The sequence below is a fragment of the Nocardia sp. No.11 genome, assembly GCF_038752175.1.
GTDB classification, from domain to species: domain Bacteria; phylum Actinomycetota; class Actinomycetes; order Mycobacteriales; family Mycobacteriaceae; genus Nocardia; species Nocardia canadensis.
Genome location: NZ_JBCGFB010000057.1, coordinates 25,293 through 37,270, shown reverse-complemented (window position 1 = coordinate 37,270; position 11,978 = coordinate 25,293). Strand labels below are relative to the sequence as shown.

Sequence of the window (11,978 nt, the reverse complement as noted above, 5' to 3'; positions counted from 1 at the left end):
AGCGGCGTGCTCGGGGGATGGTTCGCCGGCCGCGGGGCCGGGGCGGGCGGGGGCGGAAGGCACTGCGCCGCCGGCGAATCCCCGCTCCAGGCGTTCCAGGCGCTGGAGGGTGGCGGATTCGGCGTCGGAGACCGACGGCAGGAGCATGCGGGCGCAGATGACCTCGAGCAGGAGGCGGGGGGCGGTCGCGCCGCGCATTTCGCCGAGGCCCTCGTGCAGGAGTTCGGCGTAGCGGGTGAGGGTGGCTGGGCCGAGGCGTTCGGCCTGGTCACGCATGCGTTCCAGGACGTCGCCGGGGCCGGAGACCAGACCGCGCTCGGCGGCGTCGGGCACCGCGCGCAGCAGGATCAGATCGCGCAGGCGCTCGAGCAGGTCGACGGCGAAGCGGCGCGGGTCGTGGCCCGCCTCCATCACGCTGTCGATGGTGCCGAACAGCGCGGCGCCGTCGACGGCGGCGAGCGCGTCGATCGCGTCGTCGATCAGCGCGACGTCGGTGACGCCGAGCAGCGAGACCGCGCGCGGGTAGGTGACGCCCTCGGGCCCGGCACCGGCCAGCAGCTGGTCGAGCACGCTCAGACTGTCACGCGGAGATCCCCCGCCCGCCCGGATGACCAGCGGATACACCGCTTCCTCGACCGGCACGTGCTCCTGCTCGCAGATCTTGCCGAGCAGGCCGCGCATGGTCGCGGGCGGCAGCAGCCGGAACGGGTAGTGGTGGGTGCGCGAGCGGATCGTCGGCAGCACCTTGTCCGGTTCGGTGGTGGCGAAGATGAAGATCAGGTGGGCGGGCGGCTCCTCGACGATCTTGAGCAGCGCGTTGAACCCGGCCGTGGTGACCATGTGCGCCTCGTCGACGATGAACACGCGATAGCGCGACTCGGCGGGCGCGTAGAACGCGCGATCGCGCAGCTCACGGGTGTCGTCGACACCACCGTGACTGGCCGCGTCGAGCTCGATGACGTCGAGATTGCCCGCACCGCCCGGCCCGAGCGCCACACAGGACGCGCAGACCCCACACGGCGTGGAGGTCGGCCCCTCCGCACAGTTGAGCGAGCGCGCGAGGATGCGCGCCGACGAGGTCTTGCCGCAGCCACGGGGACCGGAGAACAGATACGCGTGACTGATCCGCCCGGTATCCAGCGCCGTACTCAGCGGGTCGGTGACATGCTCCTGACCCACTACCTCAGCGAACGTCGCCGGTCGATACTTCCGGTACAGAGCCACGGCCCACAGGCTACCGCCGCACTGTGACAGGTGGATGAGCGGCCGACGCGTTGCCGGGCCGTCCGAACCCCGCCGCACAAACGTGATGCAGATCACAGTTCGGGTGCGGGTTCGGAGCGGGTGGGCAAACCCGGTCAGTGAAGCGTTACGACGGAGCTAACGACTGCATCGCGCGCGGCGAATCGCCAGAAGAACAGCAATCAATCCTGGTTGCCGTGGAAATGCGTACCGGTTCCCCGATTGACGGTCCCTTTCTGGATGTAACGAAACAATCAATCGTCGTGACAGCGGCGCAAGCCCCTGGCTACCGTGGATCTCGGCAACTTCGGTGGCCAAACCTTCATCAGGTTGGTGACCCCGGCCGGTCCCTCATCCCGACCGGGGCACAACCTTCGCGCACCGTATCGCTCCCCCACCGCCGACCGGAGGAACGTTTCACCGTGCTGTCGTGTGATGACATCGCAGCCGCCTGGCTCGCCCACACCGACTTCGCCGGCGACCACGCCGCGGTCGGACTGCTGAGCCGGGCGATCAGCCCCCAGGACTTCGACATCAAACGCGATTCGCTGCCCGTCGCCGCCGCGGCGGACCCGGCGACCGCAGCCGCCATCCTGCAACTGCTCGAACGCGGGCAGGTGCCGACGATGGCGGCCATCCGTACCCTCACCGCGCAGAACGAGATGCGCCGGGAGGCCGAGCGGATCGAGCGGCTCGGCAGGCGCGCCCAGCGCAGCATCGACGAGTTCGGCCGCATCCTGGCCCGGCTCGCCGCCGCGCACTGGTCCGAACACGGCATCGGCCCCACCCGCCGCGACATCCTCGCCGATGCCGAGATCACCGAACTCATCGCCGAGCGGGTCGGCGAGATCGCGCCGTCGGCGGTCAAGCATCTGTGGCTGATCGAGCGTGCGCAGCGCGCGGGCTGGATCGCCTCGAACGCGAATCCGGGTTCGCTGTGCCCGGCCCGCCGCTGGCACACCACCAAGTACGGCAACCGGGTGTCGCAGAAGCCGGTCAACATGATCGGCAAGCTCGTCGCCGGCTTCGTCGTCGAGCACACCGCCGAGCGCGGCAGGCCCCCGAGCTGGGCGGCGCTGGCCAGGGACGCACGCGACGATCGCGGCAGGCGGGTCTTCTTCGATGTGGCCGATGCGCACGCCCAGCGGCGCTGGCTGATCACCGCCGAATGGCTCGCCGACGGTGATGACCTGCCCGTTCCCGGTAAGCGCGGCACCAGGGCACTGGCGAAGGAAAACCGCGGCTAGAACCCGGCCGACACCAGCACGGATGGTGAGCATTCGGTAATTTCCTTGCAACGCAATCACGCGTGAAAGGAGTTACCGTGCCCGCAACGATCGATCCTGCGGCCACCGCCTGGCTTCTCGCGGCTACCGCCATGGTGCTGTTGATGACGCCGGCGCTGGCTGTTTTCTACGGCGGGATGGTGCGCTCCACCGGCGTACTGAACATGCTCATGATGAGCTTCATCGCGATTCCGCTGGTCACGGTGGTGTGGCTGGTGGCCGGGTACAGCCTGGCCTTCGGGGACGACGCGGGCGGCGGCCTGATCGGCGATCTCGAGCACGTCGGCCTGGCCGGAATCAACCCCGACTCGGTGCGCGGCACGATTCCGGAGCTGCTGTTCGTCACCTTCCAGCTGACCTTCGCGATCCTCACCGCCGCCCTGGTCTCCGGCGCGATCGCCGACCGCGCGAAGTTCTCCGGCTGGATGGTCTTCGTGCCGCTGTGGACGCTGGCCGTGTACGCCCCGATCGCGCACTGGGTGTGGGGTCCCGACGGCTGGCTGCTCGGTTTCGGCACGCTCGACTACGCGGGCGGCCTCGTGGTGGAGATCGCCTCGGGTGCCTCGGCGCTGGCCCTGGCTTTGGTACTCGGCCCGCGCATCGGCTTCAACATCGACGCGATGCGTCCGCACAACCTGCCGTTCGTGCTGCTCGGCGCCGGCCTGCTGTGGTTCGGCTGGTTCGGCTTCAACGCCGGTTCCGCGCTCGGCGCCACCGGCACCGCGGCGGCGGTCTTCCTGAACACGCTGGTCGCGGGCAGCCTCGGCATGCTCGGCTGGCTGATCGTCGAGCAGATCCGCGACGGCAGGCCGACCACCTTCGGCGCGGCCTCGGGCGCGGTGGCCGGCCTGGTCGCGATCACCCCGTCCTGCGGCGTGATCAACACCCTCGGTGCGGTGATCGTCGGCCTGGCCGCCGGTGTGGTGTGTTCGTTCGCCGTCGGCTGGAAGCACAAGGCGGGCTACGACGATTCGCTCGACGTGGTCGGCGTGCACTTCGTCGGCGGCATCGTCGGCACGGTCCTGATCGGCCTGCTCGCCACCGAGGTGATGACCGGCGGCGTGAACGGCCTGTTCTACGGCGGCGGCTTCGCCCAGCTCGGCAAGCAGCTGGTCGGCGTGCTGGTAGTCGCGGCGTACGCGTTCGGGGTGTCGTTCGTGATCGGCAAGCTGATCGACAAGGTCATCGGGTTCCGTGTGAGCAAGGAAGACGAGACCGCGGGCATCGACTTCGCCCTGCACGCCGAGACCGCGTATGCCGAAGGCGTGCACGGCAGTTCGCCGCGCCGCTTCGGCGAGGGGCACTACGGGGGTCACTGACCCCTTAGCTGACCTCGTCGGCCGGGGACAACCAGGTGTTGCATTCGAAGTTGCGGTTCTTCGAGTAACCCTGGTTGTACCAGTTGCCGTTGTGCTCAGGCGTTCCGTGATCGCGGTGGCGGCCGTTGCCGTCACCGCGGTTGTAGTTGTGCTTGACCGCGGCGTAGCCCTCCTGCGAGGTCCACGAACCGCCCGCCTCGGCCGAACCGATGTACATGCCGCCGAAGCAGCTGGCCTGCAATTCCATTCGGCGTGAGGTCTCCAGCCCGCCGACCGAGGTGGCGCCCTGCTCGCGGCGCTGGTTCGACGAGGCCTGCAGCAGTCCGGTCAGTCCCTGCACGTGGTGGCCGTACTCGTGCGCGTACACCGACAGCGCCTCCATCGGCGGATACGGCGTGTTGTGCAGGACCAGCCCGGCCGTGGACATGTAGATCGTGCTCGACGCGCTGCAGTAGAACGCGTCGCTGGTGGCGCCGCCGCACGGCGAGGACAGCTCGGACGGATTCACCGCGACCTCGAGTCCGGGGCTGCGGAACGGCAGGTTCGCCGCGGCGAGGTTGGTCCGCCACATCTGATCCAGGCAGCCCTGCGCGGCGGCGAAGAAGGCCTTGGCCGTCGCCGCGTCGGTCGACCAGCGCGGCAGATCGCAGTCCATGTTCGGCAGGAAGGCGCTGTTGTCGCGGAACAGCGGATGCTGGCCCAGCGCGATCACCGGTTGCGGCCCAGCGGGTTTCGTCGTCGTCGGCGCGGTGGTGCGGGCCGAGGTGCGCACGGTGGTCCGGCTCGTCGTGGTCGGCGCGGGCGTGGCCGAACTGCTGTAGGTGAAACTCGGCGTCGTCGTCGTGGCGACGTCGCGCTTCGAGGAGTCCTCCGACAGCGAGACCGCCGCGACCAGCAGCGCACCGACGATCCCACACACCGTCAGCACGGTCAGCAGCGAACCGAACCACCCGCCGCCACCCCGGCGCGGCGGCGGATACCCCGGCGGCGCATAGCCGTACGGCGGCGGCAGCGGGCGGGGGTACCCCGGCGGCATCGGCCTGCCGTACGCGGGCGGAACCGGTCGGCCGTAGGGCGGCTGCGGCGGATACACGTCACTCACTCCAGCAGTTCATCGAGGTTCGGCAACTGGCAACTGATCTCGCCCGAGTCCGGCCGGAAATCGCGGAAAGATGGAAACCGCTAGCTCACTTCGCTCGCCGCGGCGGTGAAGGTGTTGCACTGGGCGGTCAGGTTGCGCTGCAGCCCGGCCTCGAACCACTGCCCACCGTGCTCGGAGGTGCCGTGATCGCGCATGTCGCCCGGTCCGTCGCCGCGGCCGTAGGAGTCCTTCGTGGCGACGGTGACCTGCGCGGCGCTCAGCGAGCCGCCGCCCTTCGACGACGCGATGAACATGCCGTCGAAGCAGTTGGCCTGCAATTCGACCCGCCGCGAGAGCTCGAGGCCCTTGGGCGAGCGGGCGCCCGCGTCGACGCGTTCGGAGTTGGCCTTGCGCAGGATGCCCGACTGGGCCTGCACGTGGTGGCCGTACTCGTGCGCGAACACCGACAGGTAGACGACCCAGTTGTCGCGGAACTGATCGGTCTGCAGCTGGCTGATCGGCATGTAGATGGTCTTGTTCGCCGCGCAGTAGAAGGCGGCGAAGTTGCTCGTCGAGCCGGTGCACGGCGTGGTGATGCCCGCGGTGGTCGCGGTGACGCTCAGCGTCGGCGACTCGAACGGCAGGTTGTTGGCCGCCAGCAACGGCTTCCAGGCCGCCTCCAGGCAGGTCGCGGCCGATTCGAAGAAGGCACGCGCCTTCTCGACCTGGGTGCTCCATGGCGCGTAGTCGCAGGACGCGGGCACCAGGGTGCCGTCGGAGTCGGTGAGCAGCGGGTTGTCGCCGGTGGCTGCCGGTGCGGTGCCGGGCTGCGGGGTGTAGGTGGTGCTCGGCTTCGGGCCGATCGCGCCGATGCCTGCGTCGATGCCGGTGCTGACGGCGAACTTCACCAGGCCGCCGACCACGAGGAAGACGATCACCAGGAACAGCGAGGTCAGACCGCCGCGGCGTTTGCGCGGCGGCGGGGTGGGCCTGCCGGGCGGACCATAGGGCATCGGCGGTGGCCGGTATCCCGAGGGCGGGCCGTAGCCTTGCCTGGGCCCGTAACCCTGTGGATAACCTTGCGGCTGTTGATAACCAGGTGGACCATAGCCTGGTTGCGGTCGATATCCCGGGGGCGGTCCATAGCCAGGGGGCGGCGGAACCGGTCGTCCACCTGGACCGACCGGGCCATAACCGTACGGTGGTTGGGTCACGTCCCCCGTACCCCCTCGTCTCGTGAGTCGCCGACAGCCGCTGACGCAGAATAGCAAGCTGTCTAGAGTAAGCAGCCATGCTGACTTTTCGGGGGGGCGCCGCAGGCGCGCTGCTGCTCGCTTCGGCGGGATTGCTCGCGGCCGCGCCGGTAGCCCACACGGAGCCCGCGCCGGCCGGCGTCACGATCACCGCCGATCTCACACTGACCGAGGACGGCGTGCTCCAGGTCACCGAGACCGTCGGGGTGCCCGCCGATGGAAACTTCACGATGTCACTGCCACTGCGCCTGAAGGTCGGCGACGATGTCGAGCGGATCTTCAAAGTCACCGACGTCACCGCGAGCGGCGCAGGCACCGCGACCACGGTCGACGACCAGTTCGTCGTCGAGTCGAAGCCTGGTGAATCCAAGTTCACCTACTCGCTGCACAACACCGTCTCCGACGCACCGGGCACCCAGGTGTTCCACTGGCTCGGCGTGATGAACGCCGACATCGCCGCGCTCGACGTCTCGGTGATCAGCCCCAGCTATCAAATGGGCATCGTCGACTGCAAACTCGGCCCGGCGGGCAATCCCAAGCCGTGCGCCGATGTGCACACCGAACCCGACGGCGTGCTGTACCTGAGCCAGCGCGATCTGCGTAAGGGCGATGCGATCGACCTCACCCTGCAGCTGCCGCCCGGCACCGTGCCCGCCAACGCCGATGTGCGCGGCGGCGACTCGGAGAACTTCTTCGCCTTCACCACCCCGGTCCTCGCCGCGTTCGGCGCGCTGCTGCTGGCGCTGGCGGCGATGGTCGCCTACGTCCTGACCGCCAGGAAGCGCGCCGCGGCCGCGCTGGCGGGCAGCGACACCTTCCAGCCGATCGTCCAGCAGGGCGGCCGGGTGGACTTCGTCTCCCCCGACGGCGTGCTGCCCGGCGAGGCCGGTCTGCTGCTCGACGAGCACGTCGATCCGGTCGACATCGCCGCCACCGTGGTCGATCTCGCGGTCCGGCGCTACATCTGGATCACTCCGGTGAACGCGCGCGGCGAGGACGACTGGCGCATCAGCCGGGTCAACGCCCCCGACGACCAGCTGCGCGACTACGAGCGCACCGTCTACGACATGCTGCTGCCCGAGGGCACCGACACCGTCGCCGTGCGTGAGCTCCGCGCGCCGGGCCGGATGCAGCTCGACCCGGTCCGTGCCGCCATGCGCGCCGACGCGGTCGCCACCGGCGCCTTCGCCGACCCGAAGCAGCGCGCGCTGCCCCGCTGGCTCGGCGGCGCGCTGATCGTCCTCGGCGTGATCGCCACCGTAGTGCTCGCGCTGACCGCCGGTCACGCGCTGGTCGGCGTCGCGATCGCGCTGGCCGGTGTGGCCGCGGTCCTGCTGCCGAACTACCTGCCGACCAGGACCACCCTCGGCGACACCGTCGCGGGCCGGGTGCGCGCCATGCAGCGCGGTCTGGATACCGTTGCTCGCGAACAGATCCCGCCGATCGATCAGGAGACGGTGTTCTCGCGCGCGCTGCCGTACACGGTGATCAGCGGCCGGGCCGACAACTGGATCCGCGCCTTCCGCGACATGGATCCGTCGGCCGATTCCCAGCCCGGCCTCTACTGGTTCGCCGGCTACGACCGGGACCGGAACCTGCACCGCTTCGCCGCGCAGTTCCCATACTTCATCACCGCATTGGAAGGCGCGTTCAACCCCCGCTGACGAATGCCGAACGGCCGCTTCGGTAGTGCCGAAGCGGCCGTCGGCCTGTCCGGGGCGCCGCTCAGATCCGGCGGATGGCCGCCAGCGGGTCGGCGTAGAGCGCGCTGAGCGAGGTGACCACGGCGGCGAATTCCTGCACCTTGCCGCCGAATCCGCTGATCCGGATGTCGGTGGGCGGGAGCTGGGTGCTCTGGGTGAACGCCCTTGCCACGTGCGGCAGCGCGGGGCGATAGCCGGTGAACGCCTGGCCGCCGAGGACGACGCGGTCGGGGTTGAGCATGTCGCGCACCAGCGCGACGGTCTGCCCGAGCATCGTGGCCCGCTCGGCGAGCAGTTCCCGCGCGCCCTCGGAGCCGGACTCCGCGGCCCGGTAGAGGTCGGCGATGGTGGTGCCCGCGGTGCCGTTGTGCGCCGGGATGATGCCGCGGCCGACGGCCCTGGCCTGCAGCGCGCGATCGCCGACGGTCACTTCCAAGCAGCCGCGACGGCCGCAGGTGCACTGCACGTCCGAGCCGGTGGGCAGGTGCGCGATGGAACCGGGACCGTTGTTCGGGGTGTGCACGCGACCGTCGAGGGTGACGGCGATGCCCGCGGTCTCACGGACGTAGAAGTAGAGGCTGCTGCCGTTCTGGGCGGCGGGCAGTTCGGTGTCGGGCTCGGGCCTGCGCGCGTCGAAGGTCGGCAGCAGCAGTTCCGACGCGGCCATGGCCTCCACGTGCGGCGCGACCGAGACCGGCAGCTCCAGCACGTCGCCGAGGACCTGCCCGATCGGGGCGCCCTTCCATTCCAGCTTGGGATGGTCGACTACGCCGGTATGCGGGTCCACCCGGCCGCCGATGGCGACGCCCGCCCACAGCGGGGTGCGCCGGTGCCACCGCTGCAGGAACGCCTTGGCGCTGCGCGCGACCGTGGTGACCGCGAATTCCTGACCGGTCTGCGGGGTCGCGATGGCGAGGCCGCCCAGGATCCGGCCGCGCAGATCGGCGGCGACGATCTTGGTCGCGGCGGCGCCGATGTGGATGCCCAGGGTCAGGTAGGCGTCGTGGTCGATCTCGAACGGCACGCGGGGCCTGCCGACCGCGCCGGCAGCGGTCAGATCGGGCCGCTCGCGCAACAGACCGGCCGAAAGCAGCGAGGCAACTTGCCGGTTCACCGTGGCGATGCTCAGACCCGTTGCCCGCGCGGCGTTGTCGCGTGAGACCGGCCCGGAGGCGGCGGTCCGCAGGACAGCGGCGGCGGGGTTGTCGCTACGGCGCAGTTCGGGGGCGACGACGGGACGGGATACCCGAGCGCGACCGGCGCCCGTCCGAGCGGCGGGACGATCGATGATGGGAGTAGACATATGAAGTTCCTTGCTGAAATCCCGTTGTCCCAACGGAATTGCCGACACGTAGGGCGTGGCAGCTCGCGAGCCGCAGAAGGCTCAGCTGCAGCATCAGGAACGACAAAGTTCACGCGTCAACGGCAACCGCAAGCCGATAGCGGCGGTCACGTAGGTGACCCGCTTGGCGAGGAGATGGTTGCCGGACATAACAATCAAGCTAACACCGAATCCTGGCCCGTCCAACCCGAACCGGCGGATTGTGTCGCGCCGCACAACGTTTCCGCAGCTCAGAGCGTCGGGTGGGGCGCGCAATGGCGATCGGGGTCTCCCCGGGGAGACGACGAACCCCTCCGGAAAACGAGCTTCCGGAGGGGTTCGCCGAGCCGGGTGACTACTTGGCCGGCGAGGGAGCCGGGGTGGGGACCGGCTGGGTGATGGTGATGAAGTACTGGATCGCGGCACCGATCGCGACCGGGGCGGTCACGAAGATCTGGCCGGCGATCACACCGAGCGCGCCGATGGTGGTGGCGCCGACGACGCAACCCGCGATGGGACCGGCGCCGAAGAGGGCCAGCAGGACACCGGTCGCGACGAGGCCGGCACCGGCACCGGCGATGCAGCCCACCGCCGCGCCGCCGAGGCCGCCGACCAGGGTGCCGATGGTGGCGCCCATGGAGATGGTGGAGGTCAGACGCGACCAGGCGGCCTGCTCACGCTCGTACTCGTTCTTCCAGGGGGCCTGGTTCTCGAACGGCAGGGCGACGGGCTTGTAGACGGCCTTGGCGGCGTCGTAGACCGGGGTCAGGGTGGCCTTGTTGCCCGAGATCTCGGCCGCGATGGGCAGCTCGAACTCGTCGAGGCGGAAGGTCAGCGGGGTGCCGGCGACGGTCGTGCCGTTGGCGGCCTTGACCTTGAAGGCACCGTCCTCGACGACGAGCGAGCCCGCATCGGTGGTGATGACAGCCTTCGAGTCCTCGACGACCTCGGCGGAGTAGTTGATCGGTGCGGCCTCTTCGACCGGCGCCGGAGCCGCGTAGGAGGTGCCCGCAGCAACACCGGTTGCCATGGTCACGAGCGCCGCAACCACGGCGAGCTTCCTCATCTTCATAAAACTGCCAATCCCTCATCAGTCGTTGAGCTGTTCGCGAAGCCAGCTTCGAGCAGATCACCACCGATGACGAGGGAAAAAAGCAGGCAGATCGTAACCGAGAATTCACCCGGCGGATTTCGCGGCGGCCTTCGCCTGCTTCTTGAATTCCCTTACTTCGGCGAGAGTTTCGGCGTCGACCACATCGGCGACCGAGCGGCGCGAACCCTCGTCGCCGTAGGACCCCGCGGCCTTTCGCCAGCCGGTGGGATGTACGTCACGTTGCTTGCCGAGCAGTGCCAGGAAGATCTTGGCCTTCTGCGCGCCGAACCCGGGCAGGTCCTGCAGCCTGCGCAGCACTTCCTTGCCGTCGGGGTCGCCGCTGGTCCAGAGGTTGGCGGGCACGCCGTCGTAGTGCTCGATGACGTACTGGGCCAACGCCTGGGCCCGGCGGGCCATGGAGCGGCCGTAGCGATGGATGGCCGGTGGCGTGGCGGCGAGTTCCTCGAATTCGGCCGGATCGGCCTCGGCGATCCGGCGCAGATCGAATCCACCCATCCGGTCGGCGATTTTGCGTGGCCCGCGAAACGCGTGTTCCATCGGATACTGCTGATCCAGCAGCATGCCGAGCAGCAACGCGAAATCATCGGTGCTGAGGAGTTCGTCGGCTTCGGCCTCCTGCGCGAGACACAGCGTTCGAGTCATACATTCATCGTGACACATTTCACTAGTAGCCTCTGGGTCCATGCTCCCGAGGACTGCAGCTTCCACGATGGCGGTAAGTATGACCGACTACACCCCTCGCCCTGACCGCTTCGATCAAGCGGGCCAGGACCAACTGATCGACGCCCACGACCTGGAGGTCACCCAGCCCGGGATGCGCAGGCTACGCGCCTGGAGTCACGCCGCGCTGGCCCTGCNGCCAGGACCAACTGATCGACGCCCACGACCTGGAGGTCACCCAGCCCGGGATGCGCAGGCTACGCGCCTGGAGTCACGCCGCGCTGGCCCTGCGACCGGGCGAGCGCGCCCTCGACATCGGCTCCGGCACCGGCTCGGAGGTGTTCGTCTTCGCCGACGCCGTCGGCCCGACCGGCACCGCCGTCGGCGTGGAACCCGATCCGAACCTGCTCGCCTCGGCCCAGCGCCGCGCCGCCGAGCGCGACTCGACGGCGACCTTCGCCACCGGCGACGCCTACGGCCTGCCGTTCGGCAACGAGAGCTTCGACGCGGTGCTCTGCGAACGCGTGTTCCAGCACCTGACCGCGCCCGCGCGGGCCGCGGCCGAGATCGCGCGGGTCCTGCGGCCCGGTGGACGCGCGGTGGTCGTCGACAGCGACTGGGCCACCTCGATCGTGCATCCGGGCGATCCGAGGGTGGTCGGCGCGGTGATCGACACCCTGATCTCCTCGACCACCAACCCGCTGTCCGGGCGCAGGCTGGCCGGGCTGCTCAGCGGTGCGGGGCTGGTCGTCGACGAGATCGGCTCGCACGCGCTGGTGCAGGACCGCAGCGTCGGCGCCGGCGCGCTGGTCAGCCGGATCGCCGGGCTGGCGGTGCTGCGCGGGGTGATCACCGAGGACGAGCACGCGCGACTGATCGCCGACCTGCAGGCCGGCGCCGATCGCGGTGACGTGCACGTCTCGGTGACGATGTTCGGCGTGCTGGTGCACAAGCCGAGCTGAGCCGAGGCCGGGCGCGCCAACGCGCGCCCGGCCCGCT

Annotated in this window: 10 protein-coding genes; 4 read left to right on the top strand and 6 right to left on the bottom strand. The window is 69.6% G+C overall.

Translation table 11 applies throughout. From position 1 onward, the window contains the following. The coding region (locus V8688_RS18415) for a DNA polymerase III subunit gamma and tau (protein WP_342801320.1) at window positions 1-1,224 on the bottom strand (1,224 nt) is incomplete at its 3' end. 440 nt (window positions 1,225-1,664) lie between these two features. On the opposite strand from V8688_RS18415, the gene V8688_RS18410 reads away from it, so the two are divergent. Beyond that, window positions 1,665-2,489 carry a hypothetical protein gene (locus tag V8688_RS18410; RefSeq protein WP_218721314.1) on the top strand — a complete coding sequence of 275 codons (825 nt, stop codon included), beginning with the start codon at window positions 1,665-1,667 and terminating at the stop codon, window positions 2,487-2,489. A gap of 77 nt (window positions 2,490-2,566) precedes the next feature. Then, entirely contained in the window at window positions 2,567-3,847 is a 1,281-nt protein-coding gene (locus V8688_RS18405; protein WP_218721313.1) for an ammonium transporter, read from the top strand. A gap of 4 nt (window positions 3,848-3,851) precedes the next feature. Here the strand turns inward: V8688_RS18405 and V8688_RS18400 are convergent, their stop codons facing one another. Both V8688_RS18400 and V8688_RS18395 read right to left on the bottom strand, forming a co-directional pair. Then, window positions 3,852-4,949: a neutral zinc metallopeptidase gene (locus V8688_RS18400; protein ID WP_342801319.1), complete on the bottom strand. Its 1,098-nt coding sequence runs from the start codon at window positions 4,947-4,949 to the stop codon at window positions 3,852-3,854. An 80-nt stretch (window positions 4,950-5,029) separates the two neighbouring features. Next, window positions 5,030-5,941, bottom strand: coding sequence for a neutral zinc metallopeptidase (locus tag V8688_RS18395; protein WP_218721312.1), 912 nt, complete (start codon window positions 5,939-5,941; stop codon window positions 5,030-5,032). A 278-nt stretch (window positions 5,942-6,219) separates the two neighbouring features. On the opposite strand from V8688_RS18395, the gene V8688_RS18390 reads away from it, so the two are divergent. Beyond that, on the top strand, window positions 6,220-7,845 hold the full coding sequence (locus tag V8688_RS18390) for a DUF2207 domain-containing protein (protein WP_218721311.1): 1,626 nt from the start codon (window positions 6,220-6,222) through the stop codon (window positions 7,843-7,845). Between the two features lie 61 nt (window positions 7,846-7,906). Here V8688_RS18390 and V8688_RS18385 read toward each other — a convergent pair whose 3' ends face one another. From V8688_RS18385 to V8688_RS18375, 3 genes are all read right to left on the bottom strand, one after another. Then, window positions 7,907-9,187: an ROK family protein gene (locus V8688_RS18385; RefSeq protein ID WP_342801318.1), complete on the bottom strand. Its 1,281-nt coding sequence runs from the start codon at window positions 9,185-9,187 to the stop codon at window positions 7,907-7,909. 373 nt (window positions 9,188-9,560) lie between these two features. Next, on the bottom strand, window positions 9,561-10,277 hold the full coding sequence (locus tag V8688_RS18380; protein WP_316573185.1) for a hypothetical protein: 717 nt from the start codon (window positions 10,275-10,277) through the stop codon (window positions 9,561-9,563). Window positions 10,278-10,382: 105 nt separating this feature from the next. After that, window positions 10,383-10,961 (bottom strand): HhH-GPD-type base excision DNA repair protein, encoded by a 579-nt coding sequence (locus V8688_RS18375; RefSeq protein WP_218721308.1) that lies wholly within the window; start codon window positions 10,959-10,961, stop codon window positions 10,383-10,385. 266 nt (window positions 10,962-11,227) lie between these two features. On the opposite strand from V8688_RS18375, the gene V8688_RS18370 reads away from it, so the two are divergent. Continuing rightward, window positions 11,228-11,941 carry a methyltransferase domain-containing protein gene (locus V8688_RS18370; protein WP_342801317.1) on the top strand — a complete coding sequence of 238 codons (714 nt, stop codon included), beginning with the start codon at window positions 11,228-11,230 and terminating at the stop codon, window positions 11,939-11,941. The last annotated feature ends 37 nt before the right edge of the window (window positions 11,942-11,978 follow it).